At 41.1% G+C, this 15,443-nt stretch carries 15 protein-coding genes; 4 read left to right on the top strand and 11 right to left on the bottom strand.

Features of this window, described 5'->3' with window-relative positions; translation table 11 throughout:
• Positions 1-371 precede the first annotated feature (371 nt).
• A complete protein-coding gene (locus IF202_RS16070; protein WP_191595938.1) occupies positions 372-1,547 on the top strand; it encodes a N(5)-(carboxyethyl)ornithine synthase in 1,176 nt (391 codons plus the stop codon).
• A gap of 170 nt (positions 1,548-1,717) precedes the next feature.
• Here IF202_RS16070 and IF202_RS16065 read toward each other — a convergent pair whose 3' ends face one another.
• The 7 genes from IF202_RS16065 to IF202_RS16035 all read right to left on the bottom strand — a co-directional run bounded on the left by IF202_RS16065 (position 1,718) and on the right by IF202_RS16035 (position 7,932).
• Positions 1,718-2,575 carry a D-amino acid aminotransferase gene (locus IF202_RS16065; RefSeq protein ID WP_191595937.1) on the bottom strand — a complete coding sequence of 286 codons (858 nt, stop codon included), beginning with the start codon at positions 2,573-2,575 and terminating at the stop codon, positions 1,718-1,720.
• Between the two features lie 41 nt (positions 2,576-2,616).
• Complete coding sequence (locus IF202_RS16060) at positions 2,617-3,468, bottom strand: DUF4392 domain-containing protein (RefSeq protein ID WP_191595936.1); 852 nt, start codon at positions 3,466-3,468, stop codon at positions 2,617-2,619.
• 81 nt (positions 3,469-3,549) lie between these two features.
• On the bottom strand, positions 3,550-4,506 hold the full coding sequence (locus IF202_RS16055; protein ID WP_191595935.1) for a 5-oxoprolinase subunit C family protein: 957 nt from the start codon (positions 4,504-4,506) through the stop codon (positions 3,550-3,552).
• Positions 4,503-5,183 (bottom strand): 5-oxoprolinase subunit PxpB, encoded by a 681-nt coding sequence (pxpB, locus tag IF202_RS16050; protein WP_191595934.1) that lies wholly within the window; start codon positions 5,181-5,183, stop codon positions 4,503-4,505. Before pxpB ends, IF202_RS16055 begins: the two co-directional genes overlap by 4 nt.
• A 33-nt stretch (positions 5,184-5,216) precedes the next feature.
• Entirely contained in the window at positions 5,217-5,951 is a 735-nt protein-coding gene (locus IF202_RS16045; RefSeq protein ID WP_191595933.1) for a 5-oxoprolinase subunit PxpA, read from the bottom strand.
• Positions 5,952-5,997: 46 nt separating this feature from the next.
• Positions 5,998-6,792, bottom strand: a complete 795-nt coding sequence (locus IF202_RS16040; RefSeq protein WP_191595932.1) for a putative hydro-lyase — start codon at positions 6,790-6,792, stop codon at positions 5,998-6,000.
• Between the two features lie 288 nt (positions 6,793-7,080).
• Positions 7,081-7,932, bottom strand: a complete 852-nt coding sequence (locus IF202_RS16035) for a thymidylate synthase (protein ID WP_191595931.1) — start codon at positions 7,930-7,932, stop codon at positions 7,081-7,083.
• Positions 7,933-8,085: 153 nt separating this feature from the next.
• On the opposite strand from IF202_RS16035, the gene folA reads away from it, so the two are divergent.
• A complete protein-coding gene (gene folA, locus IF202_RS16030) occupies positions 8,086-8,595 on the top strand; it encodes a type 3 dihydrofolate reductase (RefSeq protein ID WP_191595930.1) in 510 nt (169 codons plus the stop codon).
• A gap of 6 nt (positions 8,596-8,601) precedes the next feature.
• Positions 8,602-9,021 carry a secondary thiamine-phosphate synthase enzyme YjbQ gene (locus IF202_RS16025; RefSeq protein WP_191595929.1) on the top strand — a complete coding sequence of 140 codons (420 nt, stop codon included), beginning with the start codon at positions 8,602-8,604 and terminating at the stop codon, positions 9,019-9,021.
• Positions 9,022-9,084: 63 nt separating this feature from the next.
• Here IF202_RS16025 and IF202_RS16020 read toward each other — a convergent pair whose 3' ends face one another.
• The 3 genes from IF202_RS16020 to ilvD all read right to left on the bottom strand — a co-directional run bounded on the left by IF202_RS16020 (position 9,085) and on the right by ilvD (position 13,145).
• Positions 9,085-10,308, bottom strand: a complete 1,224-nt coding sequence (locus tag IF202_RS16020; protein ID WP_191595928.1) for a sensor domain-containing diguanylate cyclase — start codon at positions 10,306-10,308, stop codon at positions 9,085-9,087.
• Between the two features lie 27 nt (positions 10,309-10,335).
• Complete coding sequence (locus tag IF202_RS16015) at positions 10,336-11,178, bottom strand: 23S rRNA (adenine(2030)-N(6))-methyltransferase RlmJ (protein ID WP_191595927.1); 843 nt, start codon at positions 11,176-11,178, stop codon at positions 10,336-10,338.
• A 122-nt stretch (positions 11,179-11,300) separates the two neighbouring features.
• On the bottom strand, positions 11,301-13,145 hold the full coding sequence (ilvD, locus tag IF202_RS16010; RefSeq protein ID WP_191595926.1) for a dihydroxy-acid dehydratase: 1,845 nt from the start codon (positions 13,143-13,145) through the stop codon (positions 11,301-11,303).
• Positions 13,146-13,286: 141 nt separating this feature from the next.
• Here ilvD and IF202_RS16005 point away from each other — a divergent pair, with 141 nt between their 5' ends.
• Positions 13,287-14,507 (top strand): EAL and HDOD domain-containing protein, encoded by a 1,221-nt coding sequence (locus IF202_RS16005; RefSeq protein ID WP_191595925.1) that lies wholly within the window; start codon positions 13,287-13,289, stop codon positions 14,505-14,507.
• A gap of 545 nt (positions 14,508-15,052) precedes the next feature.
• On the opposite strand, the gene fdxA is transcribed toward IF202_RS16005, so the two are convergent.
• Positions 15,053-15,376, bottom strand: coding sequence for a ferredoxin FdxA (gene fdxA, locus IF202_RS16000; protein WP_191595924.1), 324 nt, complete (start codon positions 15,374-15,376; stop codon positions 15,053-15,055).
• Between the last annotated feature and the right edge of the window lie 67 nt (positions 15,377-15,443).

The raw sequence follows: 15,443 nt of genomic DNA, 5'->3' as shown, positions 1-15,443 counted from the left end.
TGATGTCTCTCTGCATGTTCCGCTCACTTATTTCGTTAGTTTATAAGCTTCGATGTGTTGGTCAAGTTTGTTCTAAGCTTGTAAGAACACATCCTCTCTCCTGTTGGCGCGACAGCCAATATTCGCTTTCTTGTACATTTACTAATTTTTTGTAAAAAATATAAATATTGCAGCACAAGAAGGCTCTGTAACAGTTGTGTCGTTGAATATGACATTAGGTTTTATCTCCCTTCATTGATTTGTGCAGAGTTGTGTTTTTTAAACCCTGTAACGTTGTTCTGATACAGAAAAATAGGCCTATTGGCGAAAATTGATTACTCGTTCATGAAGTCACATACATTGATTATTTTTAATAATAAGGACACGACAGTATGAACATATCCACAATGGGAGTCATCGGGACTTCAAAAAAAGAAGATGAACGACGTTTTCCTATCCATCCAGATCATTTGTCTCGTATTCCTGAAAACTTGCGTCGTCGATTAATATTTGAAAAAGGTTATGGAGAACCTTTTGGCATGCAAGATTCAGAGTTAGCGGCGCTTACTGGGGGGGTCGCAACACGCCACGAATTACTGGCTGATCTTGGTAGGGTGATTATTAATAAACCTGTTCTATCGGATTTACAGGCACTTCGTGAAGGTGGAATGCTATGGGGTTATCCCCATTGTGTTCAGCAACAGGAAATTACTCAAGCGGCTATCGACCGTAAGCTAACACTGATTGCTTTTGAGGATATGTATACCTGGTCTCCTAGTGGGCAATGCGGTCGTCACACTTTTTACAAGAATAATGAAATGGCAGGTTACTGCGCGGTTATACATGCTTTACAGCTTAAAGGCATTGATGGACATTACGGTAACCAGCGAAAAACCATTATTTTTGGCTTTGGCGCTGTGAGTCGTGGTGCTATATATGCTCTTAAGGCACATGGGTTTAGAGACATTACTATTTGTATTCAGCGGCCTGATCATGAAGTGCGTGAAGAGGTACTAGATTGTGAATATGTTCGGATTCGAGCTGGGAAAGAGGGTGAAGCACGCATGGTAATGGTAGAGCATGACGGCACAGCTCATCCATTGTCTGAACTTATCAAAGATGCAGACATTATTGTTAATGGAACCTATCAAGATACAGAAGACCCTATCGACTTTGTTATCGAATCAGAGATGGCAAACCTCAAGCCTAACAGTCTGATTATTGATGTAAGTTGTGATGAAGGAATGGGATTCTTTTTCGCTAAGCCAACGACGTTTCAAAACCCAATATTTAAACAAGCAACGATTGATTATTACGCGGTAGATCATACGCCTAGTTATTTCTGGGAAAGTGCGACACGTTCGATTTCTGCGGCTCTTATTGTCTATTTACCAACAATATTGGAAGGCCGTGATAGTTGGCTGAAAAATAAGACAATTCGACAGGCAATCAACATTGATAATGGTGTTATTCAGAAATCATCTATTTTGTCATTTCAACATCGAGAGGCTGATTATCCACATACTTGTTTGGATACGAACCCGATCGATAAGCTTGTTTCGAATTAGTTTTGCTGAGCGAGCGCTAGAGCTAAATCTCTCGTTGAAAACGGATTGGACTCCACTCTATCGGTAAAAAGTAAGCAAGTGAGTAGCATGAAAAATGGCAAAGCGATTACTCACTTTGCCATTTTTCATTTTTTGTATTCGTTATCTCTTATTTATAAAGAGATGAAATACTAGTATTCAAACTTATGAGCTGTGTACAGTTTAAACGCCGCTTCCCATACCTTACCGACTTTACCATCGGCAACAGGCTTGCCATCAATTGTCGTGACAGGGGCAAGTTCTTTACTTGAGCTAGTAACCCAAATTTCATCAGCATTAAAAACTTCTTCCATTGAAATATCACGTACTTCAAACGGAATTGAGCCATCTTTTTCAAGAATATCAAGAATCAGCTTACGAGTAATACCCGGAAGAATTTGATTGTCAAGAATTGGTGTTATTACAACGCCATCTTTAACGATGAAAGCGTTGGATGAACTTGCCTCTGTTAAAATGTTGTCTTCGTTATAAAGCAAAATCTCATCATTGCCGCCAGCGTAACCTTCTTGGAAATGCATGACATTACCAAGTAGTGCTGTGGATTTAATTTGGCAACGCTTCCAACGCATGTCTTGAGTCGTCGCAACAGAAAACCCTTTCGCAGTAGATGCATCATCTGTAATTGCTGGTTTAATAGGGTTCGCCATAGCGAAAACAGTTGGCTCTACACCTTCTGGATAAGCGTGGTAGCGTTTTACGTCTGCTCCACGGCTAACATGAATGTAAATGCCAAGGTCACCGCCACCGTTTTGTTCGATCAATTCTTGGATCAGCGCTTTCCAGTCATCCATCGTTTTAGTACATTTGATGCCAATCGCAGCCAAACCATCAAACATGCGTTGCATGTGAGGTTCTAGACCAACGGTTTTCCCAGCGTAAGCTGGAACAACTTCGTAGATACCATCGCCAAACAAAAAACCACGATCTAGTGGGGAAATTTTTGCTTCTTCAACTGGAATGAAGGCGCCATTCAAGTAAACCGTGCTCATTTTTATACTCCTGACTTTCTTTAATTGTTTGTATACGAAAATTAAAAACCGGATAACTGACGCAGTTGTAAAATAAGCGCGTCGCCTACTTCAATACCTTGTCCGTCTTCTGTTAATTGATTGAGGCGGGTCACGCCATCTACACTACCTAATGTAGACAAATACTGTAGAACATCGATTGGTGAAAACTCAGCCAATAGATCTTTGTTCGTTAATCGTCCCATTATGGCAATTAGTGCATAGCCGCCCCAATTGGAAACGTCAGCGACTAATAGTTCATCACATTTTGTGGTAGCAGCAACAATATCCAAAGACTGAAGTGCGTCGGTGACATTACCCATACCTATTTCATTACCACCGTCGCCAATGGCAATCGTTGGGCAAGTGGCTTGGTTCATCAGACTGTCAAAACAAGCGGCGCCAGCACTGATGTTTTCACCACGCATATTATAGTAATTACCATCTTCTGCTTGCCCAGGACGTTCAATTGATAGGACGACTTTCGGTTTAAGGTCGTCTAAAATATCGGTTGCTTCCTGTGCTTGAGCATCGTGCTTGCCTAGTTTCAAATCCACTATGCGATATTGTTCTTTTAATGCTTGAGACAATGGCGCGCCGCACACTATGTAAGGCGTCGAACCAATGGCTTCTAATGCTTGGTAAAGCGCAATAGCTCCAAGAGGTCCATCTGTTTCAAATGTCATTGCTGTTGGTGTTGCAACAGGAAATCCTGTGCCAATCAGTACAACACCTTTAGCGTCAAATAAAGTACGAGCCGCACGCAGACAGTAGCCTGGTGTAAGTGCTGGACGAACACTGGCCATGCCTCGATAGTTGTGAGCAACTAACGCTTTTTCAATTGCAATACTCATGGATTCCAATGAATCAGGCATGGTGTAACCTCTTGCTTCTATTAATGGACTAAACGCTGTCTTAACGGTTGTTCTTACTTTTTGAGGTTTTTCGAATAAAGCTTAATCAGTAGACTTAAGTTTTATCTTGCTCTCATGATGTCGAGACAACAGGTTAATCGCGTGTGCTTCTTGGATTGTTATTGCTTCAAACGTCACTGTTTTACCTTGTGTCATTTGTGCCAAACGTGCGGTATCTCTAGCGATCATAGCGCCCATTTTTGGATAACCCCCTATGGTTTGACGGTCATTCAATAAAACGATCGGTTGGCCATCTGGCGGTAGCTGAATAGCGCCATGACAAATACCTTCGGACAACATGCTGCTTATTGAAGAGCGACACATAGGGCCAGTTAATCTATATCCCATACGATCCATACGTTCGCTAACGGTATAGTCGCTACTAAAAAAATGTGCTTTATCAAAGTCACTGAAGCTGGCTTCTTGATAACCCAACACAACGCGTAATGGTTTTTTAAGCTGATAACTTGGTCGGTACATTTCTGGCATCATCAAATTTGGTCGGGGCTGCCAAGTAGATAAAGGTATAACAGAACCTTTTGCTAAGGCATGTCCGTTTATCCCACCAATCGCTTCACGAACAACGGTTGCGGTGCTGCCAAACTGAGGTGTAATAGGAAATCCACCTTGTACTGCTAAATAAATGCGGCAACCTTCACTGGCAAAACCAACTTTTAATACATCACCAGCTTTTACCGATAAGGTGTGCCACATTGGTACAGATTTACCATTTAACTTGATGTCTGATACGGCACCGGTCAATGCAATTTGGGTGTCTTGTGTAAATTCAGAGACGAAACCGCCAATGCTTAATTCAATGGCAGTGGCACCCTCATCGTTACCACATAAATGGTTTGCCCAGTGAAATGAAAAAGGATCCATTGGGCCGCCGACAGTTAATCCTATACGATGCTGGCCAATTCGACCTATATCTTGAATCAGCGCCAATACACCAGGGTTGGAGATGATCATACTGCTTGCTTGAGGTTGTTGGCTCATAGCTGACCTCCCATGCTTAAAAATTCTTCTTTAGAAATCGCTTGGAATTTCACTTTGTCACCGGTCTCTAAGGGCATACAAGGTGTCCTTTCAGGATCAAACATCAACACAGGGCACAAGCCGATTAAATTCCAGCCACCAGGGGAAACAGACGGATATACCGCTGTTTGCCTGTCAGCAATTGCCACGGCGCCTTTTGGTACTGCCTTACGCGGTGTTGATTTACGAGGCATAGCTATGCGCTCATCTACTTCACCTAAGAAAGCAAAGCCAGGAGCAAAACCAATAGCATAAGCTTGGTAAGTTTGAGCTTGGTGTATCTCTATTACTTCGTTTGTTGTTAATCCTGCTTTTTGCGCTAGCTCTTCTAAATCTGGAGCCGCTTCTACGCCATAATAAACAGGGAGCGTAATCAACTTACCTTCACTTCTAGACGATTGGCTATCTAACTGTTTTGCTGTGGTATTAATAAGCTGACGCATTGCATAATAGTCATAACGGTCATCATCATAGATAACCAATAACGATGCGTAAGAGGGCACCAAATCAATGATTCCATCGCCCATTTTTGTGCCTAGCGCTTGAGTCATTGCTTGAATTTTAGCGCTTGATTCTTCACTTACTTTATCTGAAAAATACAGTATTAAGGCATTTTCACCGGCGATTTCAATTCTCATACTTCGTTTTACCTTTTACTCTTACTAACGGCTTTATTTGGTAATAATATTTTTAATGGCTTCTATTGCCAGCACGCCAGCTTCGTTGTCACCATGAACACAAAGAGTGTCTACATCCAAGGTTAGTTCAATACCGCTTACTGTGGTGATAGTACCGGTATCAATTAATTGTTGAACTTGAGCTAGCATCTTTTCCCGAGTATGTACTGCGCCTTCTTTTGAACGAGCGAGTAAGCGACCATCATCGTCATAACAGCGATCGGCAAACGCTTCAAAAGCTACATCAATTCCAAGAGCTTGCGCTTCTTTTTTATGATCATTTGAAGCTGGTGTCGCTTGTAAAACAAGGCGAACAGGGCGATAAAAGCTTGCAACAGCTTGCATGATATTTTGACGTACAAAGGGATCAGACATCATGTCGTTATACAATGCGCCATGAGGTTTTACGTAAGTCATTTCTAAACCTTGGCAACGAGCCAAACCGTCGAGTGCTGACATTTGATATTGCACCATGCTCTGAATTTCTTCTGCTGAGCACTTCATGCTGCGACGACCAAAACCAACAAGGTCTGGGTAAGCTGGATGTGCGCCTACTTCAACATTATGTTCTGCTGCGAGCGCGAGTGTTTTTATCATCCATAAAGGATCGCCAGCATGGAAACCACAAGCGATATTAGCTTGATCAATGTGAGGCATAGCCGCGCTGTCTAGTCCCATTTTCCAAGAACCAAAACCCTCGCCAAGATCACAATTTAACTTAATACTCATAAATTTTTCCTTCACACCTAGAGTTACTACAGGTTATATGTAAATACTAAAGAACGGCTAAATGGCTATTTCTCATGTCTGTTACCAGCATGCAGCCTGGGCTGTGTGTAATACAAAGTGGTGGTTTGGCTTGTTCTAAGGCAACTTGAGGTGTTACACCGCAAGCCCAAAATACTGGAACTTCGCCTTCTTTAATCGTTACTGCATCACCAAACTCTGGATTATTGATGTCTTTGATACCAATGCTTTCAGGGTTACCGAAATGTAGAGGCGCGCCATGAACAGAAGGAAAACGAGTACAAATTTGAATCGCACGAATGGCGTCTTTGGGTGTCATAGGGCGCATGCTGACAACTGTGTTGCCAGAGAATGGACCCGCTGATTTACACGCGATATTTGTGCGATACATCGGCACATTAACGCCTTCAGTGATATTTCGTACTTCTAACCCGTCGGCAATTAACGCTTCTTCGAATGAGAAAGAGCAACCTAATACAAAAGTGACTAAGTCATCTTGCCAAAGAGATGAAATATCTGTTACTTCATCAACAAAGTTGCCATCACGGAATACTTTATAGCTAGGAACGTCTGTGCGAATGTCTACATCATCACCAACAGATGATAGTAAAAAATCACCAGGTTGGTCTGACATACCGACAATTGGGCAAGGTTTAGGGTTTTTCTGACAAAACTGTAAAAAGCCATCTGCCCATGTTTTTGGCAATATAACAATGTTGCCTTGTACAAAACCTGATGCTACGCCAGATGTATTGTGCTGCCACTCGCCAGAACGAATTTTGGCACGTACTTGCATAGGAGAAATCGCATTATCTGTAGACATTCTACTGGGCTCCTTACTCTAGGTAATTTGGTTGTGATCTTATGGATTAGTCTAGATAAAACAGTCTAGATAAAACAGCTTAGATATAAGCACATAAGTCAGATTTTTTCGATTAAATCATCAAACTGTTGATTCTGCTATAAGTTTGAATCAATAAGGGGGGATGCTCTTTAACATATCAAATTTAAAGAATATAAAACTAAGTAAATCATATTAATAAGTTTTATATTCTTTGCTGGTGCATTTTTCGTTATAGCTCAATTGTTTTCATTGTTGAGTGATTTTAGCTTAGACCGAGAATGGATAAGCAATTGGTTCATGGAATTCATATCCTTCAACAGAAAAATCATCCATGGTTACCCAGGTTTCTATGTCTTTTAGGCTTTTAATTGCAGGATTGATTTTGAACGTCGGTAGTGGATAAGGCTCACGCTTTAGCTGTACATCTGTCATCAATTCTAATTGGTCTTCATAAATGTGTGCGTTTACTATTTTATGAAAAGCTTTTCCAGCGTTATGACCAGTGATTTGCGCGACAATAGCAAGCAAAACATACACTTGAACCATGTTGAAATTTAATCCTAGTGGGACGTCACAGCTGCGTTGTGTACTGTTTAAATAAAGGGTGTCACCAAGTAATGAAAAATGGTGGCTGTACAAACAAGGGCGAAGACAAGCCATATGAAATGCACCTGGGTGATAAAAAGTGAGGATTTCCCCTCGGTTATCTACACCACGACTTAAATCGTCGATGATTTTCTGAAGTAAGTCGATGTGTCCGCCATCTGGCTTCGGAAAATTACGACCAATAGCACCATAACAAAGACCCATATCGTCTTCGCCTTTACGGTACGGATTGTTTAACCAGACTTCATTTTGATTCGCGTTAGCATCCCAAGTTTTTGTACCTAATGCGCGAAAATCGGCGGCGCTGTTATAGCCTCTTAAGTAGCCGATAATTTCTGCAATGGCGGATTTGAAGTAGCTTTTTCGTGTAGTGACAAGAGGGAATTCGCCTTTGCTTACATCGTAAGTTAGATCGGCATTTATAACGGTTAAACAGCGTTTTCCTGTGCGTTCGTTTTCTACCCATTCGCCTTCATCGACGATGCGTTTGCAAAGGTCTAAATACTGTTTCATAAAAATGCCTTGTTGGTTTTTTGTCTATGACGTGTTTTGGCTTGGCTTAGTAAATGCAATCTAAGCTGCCATAGGTATAATAAATGGTATTAACTATATCAGACACTCAACCTATTCAAAAATAGGTTTCTTTTACTCGAAAGGTGTTTTTCTATGCTATCGCTTATTGTCGCTATGTCGACCAACCGAACGATCGGTATCAATAATTCATTGCCTTGGCATTTGCCAAATGATTTGAAATATTTCAAACAAGCAACCATGGGTAAGCCAATTGTTATGGGGCGTAAGACGTTTGAGTCTATTGGTAAGCCGTTACCAGGCCGTCGCAATATTGTGATTAGTCGTGATCCTACTTATCAAGCAGAAGGAATCGATGTTGTAACCTCTCTTGATTCTGCCATTTCACTTGGTGAAGATATTTGCCTTGTAAATGGGCAGGAAGAGGTCATGGTGATTGGCGGTGCGCAAATTTATGAATTAGCACTCGAACGAGCTGGCCGCCTATACATTACTCATGTGGATGCAGATGTAAAAGGCGATGCGTTCTTTCCTGACGTTGACTGGCCGTCTTTTACCTTGATGGGTGAAGAGACTTTCTCGGCAGAAGGACCAAACCCTTATGATTACCGTTTTTCGGTTTATCAAAGAACCAGTGCAGAATAATTGATAATGTGGCAACAAGTTGAAATTCAATTACCTGTAATGCATCGTGGCTTTCATTTGATTACTGATCAAATAGAAAGCGCTTTACGAGACATAAAGCCAGTAAAAATTGGTTTGTTGCATATTCAATTACTTCATACGTCGGCTTCTTTAACCATCAACGAAAATGCAGATCCTTCCGTTCGTCGAGATATGGAGCGTCATTTCGTTCACATGGTGCCAGAAAATCAGCCTTATTATGAGCATATTTACGAAGGCAGTGACGATATGCCTGCTCATATAAAAGCCAGTATGCTTGGCTCTTCTTTATCAATCCCAATTAGAAATGGTGGGCTCTGCTTGGGTATTTGGCAAGGGGTTTATCTCGGTGAACATCGAGATCATGGTGGTGAGAGGCGTGTTGTTTTGACATTACAAGGTGACTGATTTCAAGTTTGTTAGTTTAACTAAATTCGTAACGCCATACGAGGTATGGCGTTACTGATGGTTTTAGTTAACCACGATTTTTTGTTGCTTGGCTTGGCCTTCTTCAACGGCTTGATTTGCACTGAGTGCTAACTCTTCGATGGATTCACCATCTTCTGGGAAGGTCGCGATACCGATGCAAAAATCGCTAGCGTTTGAATGGCCTTCTTCCAATACTTTTTCTTCATCGTCTTTTGGGTTGATGATGTGGTTAAGTAATGTTTTGGCATCTCTTACGCTTGTATTTGGTAAAAGCAAAAGCAATTTATCATCTTCTACTCTGGCTAACACGTCTGCTTCTCTGATCTTTTTATAAATATATCGAGATGAGGTTTGTATCGCGATGTTGCGTTCATTCATTGGTAAAGCTGTGAGTCGATTATTCGAATCAAGGTGTATTTTTGCCATGGTTAGTGGTGTGTATTGGCGCTTTGCTAATCCTAGTTGCTTTTTAAAGTGAGTGAGCGCTGCACCTCTTGTCAATAATCCTGTCAGCTCATCAAAGGTTGCTTGGCTTCTTAAGTGTTCTTCAAGGGCCTTTTGATGACTAATGTCGACGACAAAACCAATGACTTTTTTAATGCTACCGTCTGTGTTCTTTGTATATGTACGGCCTCGTTCTTTTACCCATAGATACGTTTGATCGTCTTTTTGTATACGGTATTCAACTTCGTAATAGTCTTGATTGTGAGTGATGTGCTCGTTAACCAGTGAATCTAATCTTTTTACATCGTCAGGATGCACTCGAACATGCCATTCAGGTGTGGATCGTGGTGTTTGGTTTGTAGCGCAACCTAATAATGTTGCGATAGATTTTGAGCAAGAAACCAAGTCGGAATCTGTTTCCCATATCCAAAGGCCGGCTGAAGATTCCGTTAAAGCAAATTTTAGGAGTGTATTTTCTGCTGCAGAAAGATCCATGTGATCGGTGTCGTAGACACAAACTAAAACTGATTCTCCAAGGTGTTGTAGTTCCAGTTGCATGTTAATGAGTTTGTCGCCAACTCGAATTAGACTTTCACAGCGGTCAATTTGTTTTGTCTTTATCGCTTCATTGAGCGTTTGCCAGTTGGCTGATGTTGCCGCGTCTTCACAAAGTGTGTCCCAAGCTAGGGCTGGTTTTGCATGAAATTTGTCAAAAAGACCTTCAAAGGTACGATTGTATGAAAGTAATTTTCCTGTGCTGCTTTCTATTATAAAAGCAGGCGTTGGCATATGTTTAAAGGCCAATTTAAAAGGGGTATTCATGACGCTCTCCTTATAATAGTTTGTTGATTATTCAGGTGTTATCCAAATCACTTGATGACTTGTTTCATTATCTTCTGCTAATAATTTTCTGAGTACAGGTAAGAATTCTTTCGCTTCTTTTTCTAGTGTCCAAGGCGGATTAACAATAATCATACCACTGCCAGCCATGCCGCGTTCTTGTTCTGTGTTTCTAATGCAAAGTTCAACCAAAAGTACATTTCGAATGTTAGTCGCTTTTACAGATCTTATAATGTCATTTGCTTGTTGACGGTTTAATACTGGATACCAGATAGCATAAGTGCCTTGAGGGAAACGTTGGCAGCCGTCTTCAAGTGCTTGAACAACGTATTGGTAGTCTTTTTTAACTTCGTATGGTGGATCCATTAAAACGAAACCACGTTTTTGTGGTGGAGGTAGCATGGCTTTAACGGCTGCAAATCCATCACCTTTCACAACATTTGCTTTACGCTTATTGGGAAACAATGCAGCCAAAGTAGGGAAGTCGTTTGGGTGTAGTTCACATAAATGCAATTTGTCTTTTTGTCGAACGTAATAGTCGACAATTTTCGGACTTCCTGGATAAGTTTCTAAAGAACCTTCAGGGTTCATCTCTCTGACTATATCGAGTAAGGCGTCTAAGCTTTCTGGTAGGTTTTCTTCGTTTAGAAGTCGTGCGATACCCGTTTGAAACTCTTTGTTTTTTTGTGCTTGTTCAGAGCTTAGGGAATATTGGCCAATTCCCGCGTGCGTATCTAAATAAAAAAAGGGTGCTTCTTTTTTTACAAAATGACGGCATATTTGACTAACGATCAAATGTTTTAAAATATCAGCGTGATTACCTGCGTGATAAATATGACGATAGCTGAGCATGCTTTTTCCTGTCGTGAGTTGTTCTGTAATGGATGAAAAAGGCCGCGGCGCCTATATTTGGCAAAGCGGCCTTTATTAAGTGCAATCAATTAAGGTCAAGCTATTAGTTACTGCCTTAAAGACTATTCAATTTTACTAATATCGCGTACGGCACCTTTGTCTGCACTCGTTGCAAAGTGAGCGTACACTTTCAATGCAGGTGATATTTTGCGAGGGCGCTCTTCTACTGGCTTCCAAGCATTTATGCCTTTAGCTTCCATTGCCGTGCGGCGCTGTTGTAGTTCTTCATCACTTAGAAGTACATTTATTGTACGGTTTGGAATATCGATACGAATGATATCGCCATGTTGAACAAGGCCAATTGCGCCGCCAGCACCCGCTTCAGGTGAAACGTGACCAATGGATAGGCCTGAGGTGCCACCAGAGAAACGACCATCTGTTAATAGGGCACAGGCTTTGCCTAGGCCTTTTGACTTAATATAAGACGTTGGGTAAAGCATTTCTTGCATACCTGGTCCGCCTTTAGGCCCTTCATAACGTACGATAACCACTTCGCCTGCTTTTACTTTGTCGTCAAGAATGTTCTTAACCGCTTCGTCTTGCGATTCGGTGATGTGAGCTGGGCCTTCAAATACTAAACAAGATTCGTCAACACCTGCACTTTTAACCACGCAGCCATCTAGAGCAATATTTCCGTATAGTACTGCCAAGCCACCTTCTAAAGAAAATGCGTTTTCAATAGAACGGAAACAACCTTCTTTACGGTCACCGTCTAGAGATGGCCAGCGAGTAGATTGACTAAACGCGGTTTGTGTTGGAATACCAGCAGGGCCAGCTTTATAAAAATTAATTATTTCAGGTGTTGGTGAGCGCATGATATCCCATGTTTCAAGTGCTTCTTCCAATGTTTTGGAGTGCACTGTGTGACATTGGTTATGTAATAAACCGGCACGATCAAGTTCGCCAAGTAGACCAAAAATACCGCCAGCTCGATGAACATCTTCAACATGGTATTTAGGAGAGTTTGGTGCAACTTTACATAACTGAGGTACGCGACGAGACAATCTATCTATGTCTTCCATTGTAAAATCAACACCGGCTTCGCTGGCGATGGCAAGCAAATGTAGAATAGTGTTGGTTGATCCACCCATTGCAATGTCTAGTGTCATGGCGTTTTCAAATGCGTCAAAGCTAGCAATTGAACGAGGAGCCCAATTAGTTTCGTCATTTTCATAGAAGCGTTTTGTGATATCAACAATACGACGGCCGGCTTCAAGGAATAGCTGACGACGGTCAGAGTGTGTCGCTAAGGTTGTGCCGTTACCCGGTAAACTTAATCCTAAGGCTTCAGTTAAGCAGTTCATTGAGTTTGCAGTAAACATACCTGAACAAGAGCCGCAGGTTGGGCATGCTGAACGTTCGTATGCCGCGACCTTTTCGTCTGAAGCTGTTGGGTCTGCTGCAATTACCATAGCATCAACAAGATCAAGTTTGTTTTCAGATAGTTTTGTTTTACCAGCTTCCATTGGTCCGCCAGACACAAAAATAACAGGAATGTTAAGACGCATAGCGGCCATCAGCATTCCTGGTGTGATTTTGTCACAGTTCGAAATACAGACAAGGGCATCAGCGCAATGTGCGTTTACCATGTATTCTACTGAGTCAGCAATAAGGTCTCGAGAAGGAAGGCTATAAAGCATGCCGTCATGACCCATTGCAATGCCGTCATCCACTGCAATGGTATTGAACTCTTTCGCTACACCACCTGCGGCTTCAATTTCACGAGCAACCAGTTGTCCCATATCTTTTAGGTGTACGTGACCTGGTACAAATTGGGTGAATGAGTTAGCAATGGCGATGATAGGTTTTTGAAAATCATCGTCAGTCATTCCTGTTGCGCGCCACAAGGCACGAGCACCAGCCATATTACGGCCGGAGGTGGTTGTTTTAGAGCGATATACTGGCATTTTTTTCCCCGAAAATATTTTTGTTTTATATATTTACATATGGTATCAAGATTATTGTCTATCCCCAATGGCAATTTGTAGACAATATTGAGACACTGGTAAGAATATTCTCTACAAATTGCCTCTAAGGACGGAAATGAGATGACAGAAAATATATTATCAATGCATTCAAATGTTGCGTTGGCGCGACAGCCAATCGTTGATAGTCGTCTCGCTGTTGTAGGGTATGAGCTGTTATATAGAGGAAGCGAGAGTGCTACTCAAGCTGATGTTGTTGATGAGGTCGGTGCAACTGCTCAGGTTATTTCTGCCAGCTTATTCGAATTGGGCATGGAAAATATAGTAGGCACGAATAAAGCGTTTATTAATTTCCCCCGCACGTATTTATTAAGCCCTAACGGAATACCTATTAATAAAGACAATGTGGTTATCGAAGTCTTAGAGAATGCTGGTTTTGATGCTTTACTGCTTTCTTCTTTAAGGCGCTGGGTGGCAGCAGGTTACTCTATCGCTTTAGATGATTTTGTTTTTGAGACTAAATTAACGCCTTTTGTCGAATTGGCTGACTATATAAAGTTGGATATATTGGCGTTAGGTCATGATGGATTTCATCAGCAAGTTGATGCATTAAGAGGCTTTGATGTAAAAATCATTGCTGAAAAAGTTGAAGCATGGGAAGACTACCAATTTTGCCGTTTGCTAGGTGTTGAGTACTTTCAAGGTTACTTCTTTGAAAGGCCAGAGGTGATGACGAGTAAAACATCAAACGTGAATAGTTTGACATTATTACAGCTTATGTCTTCACTGCTTAATACATCTTCTCTTAGTGTTGATGAGCTCGAAAGAATTGTCAGTCAAGATGCAGGTCTGGTTCATAAATTACTACGCTATTTAAATTCTCCATTAACAGGTTTAGTGGCTTCTGTTGACTCTGTTCGTTTAGCGATTATGTTGATAGGTGCCGATCGCCTGAAATCGTTAACAAATATTCTACTCATGTCAGAAATGGTAGGCGACAAGCACGTATTGCTTGAACAGATTATGGTAAGAGCTAAACACGCTGAATTTTTTGCCTTGCGTCGTGGTTATAACAATCAAGATAAATATTTCTTGGCTGGTATGTTATCCATGATGGATGTCTGTACTGGAATGAAGTTAGATGTGGTACTTGGTGAACTTCCTTTACCAAATGAGTTTATTAATGCCATTGTCCATCGTTCAGGTAGGGTTGGGCAAACTTTAGATTTGGTTGAACATTATAGTCATAATCAAGAAATCGAAGAGCGACAAAACCTAGTGGATCTAAAAGATACTTATTTGAATGCAATTAAATGGGTAGATGATTTTTTAATTGCAGTATAAGTAAAGGCTAGATGTTAGCTAAAGTATTTAATTCCATGGTCTCCCTGATCTGTGTAGTCTTTCCCCTACGTTCTTGTAAGGCGTTCCCTATTGTTGTGTCGCCAAATCTGACCTTTTGTGCGAAATATATTTATCTTATTGATATATATAGCTAAAACTAAAAAAATATCCCTTTCTCATTTTTTGCATATATTTTAAAAACTGGTAAATTGCCATTATCTAAACGAACTTCAAGGATGAAGGAAGTACAGGATGTGCTTAATAAGATGCCATAGACGGTGTTAAGGATTGAACTGGAATGTTCACGGGCAATGGATAGCTCAAAAGGATGTAATGGTAAACGGATCTTGCCATGCAAATAAGGATAGTTTGGATGCTTCATGATGAAGCGAACAGTGATGTTTTGCTCACCGGAAGAGTGGCTTAAATGGATTTTAGCAAAAGTAAGGGTGACCTATGGTCGCCCTTTTTTTGTATAAAAAAAGCGACTTCTTTCAAAGTCGCTTTTTAATATTGTCATTCTTCTGAATGACGTACTAGAGCACTTAGCGTTCTAGGTGTTCTAGCTTATCTTCAACACCGTCCCATTCAGCGGCGTCAGGCATAGCATCTTTCTTTTCTGAAATGTTTGGCCAGATCATAGCTAGGTCGTTATTTAGTTCAACAAACACTTCTTGATCTTCTGGCAGTTCGTCTTCAGAAAAAATTGCATTAGCTGGGCACTCAGGCTCGCATAATGCGCAGTCGATACACTCGTCAGGGTTAATGACCAAAAAATTTGGACCTTCGTAAAAGCAGTCAACTGGACATACTTCAACGCAGTCTGTGTATTTGCAGCGAATGCAGTTATCAGTAACGATGAAAGCCATTCCACTTCTCCTTACAAGCTATAAAAATGATTGTGGCTATTTTAGAGGTATTGACTATTTTTCAGCA

Source organism: Marinomonas colpomeniae, from assembly GCF_014803385.1.
GTDB lineage: Bacteria > Pseudomonadota > Gammaproteobacteria > Pseudomonadales > Marinomonadaceae > Marinomonas > Marinomonas colpomeniae.
The sequence above is the reverse complement of the archived record's forward strand: the minus strand, read 5'-3'. Positions and strand labels throughout refer to the sequence as shown.

Coding starts and splice junctions, on each gene's coding strand:
- IF202_RS16070 (WP_191595938.1), top strand. CDS start 372: ATGAACATATCCACAATGGGAGTCATCGGGACTTCAAAAAAAGAAGAT.
- IF202_RS16065 (WP_191595937.1), bottom strand. CDS start 2,575: ATGAGCACGGTTTACTTGAATGGCGCCTTCATTCCAGTTGAAGAAGCA.
- IF202_RS16060 (WP_191595936.1), bottom strand. CDS start 3,468: ATGCCTGATTCATTGGAATCCATGAGTATTGCAATTGAAAAAGCGTTA.
- IF202_RS16055 (WP_191595935.1), bottom strand. CDS start 4,506: ATGAGCCAACAACCTCAAGCAAGCAGTATGATCATCTCCAACCCTGGT.
- pxpB (WP_191595934.1), bottom strand. CDS start 5,183: ATGAGAATTGAAATCGCCGGTGAAAATGCCTTAATACTGTATTTTTCA.
- IF202_RS16045 (WP_191595933.1), bottom strand. CDS start 5,951: ATGAGTATTAAGTTAAATTGTGATCTTGGCGAGGGTTTTGGTTCTTGG.
- IF202_RS16040 (WP_191595932.1), bottom strand. CDS start 6,792: ATGTCTACAGATAATGCGATTTCTCCTATGCAAGTACGTGCCAAAATT.
- IF202_RS16035 (WP_191595931.1), bottom strand. CDS start 7,932: ATGAAACAGTATTTAGACCTTTGCAAACGCATCGTCGATGAAGGCGAA.
- folA (WP_191595930.1), top strand. CDS start 8,086: ATGCTATCGCTTATTGTCGCTATGTCGACCAACCGAACGATCGGTATC.
- IF202_RS16025 (WP_191595929.1), top strand. CDS start 8,602: ATGTGGCAACAAGTTGAAATTCAATTACCTGTAATGCATCGTGGCTTT.
- IF202_RS16020 (WP_191595928.1), bottom strand. CDS start 10,308: ATGAATACCCCTTTTAAATTGGCCTTTAAACATATGCCAACGCCTGCT.
- IF202_RS16015 (WP_191595927.1), bottom strand. CDS start 11,178: ATGCTCAGCTATCGTCATATTTATCACGCAGGTAATCACGCTGATATT.
- ilvD (WP_191595926.1), bottom strand. CDS start 13,145: ATGCCAGTATATCGCTCTAAAACAACCACCTCCGGCCGTAATATGGCT.
- IF202_RS16005 (WP_191595925.1), top strand. CDS start 13,287: ATGACAGAAAATATATTATCAATGCATTCAAATGTTGCGTTGGCGCGA.
- fdxA (WP_191595924.1), bottom strand. CDS start 15,376: ATGGCTTTCATCGTTACTGATAACTGCATTCGCTGCAAATACACAGAC.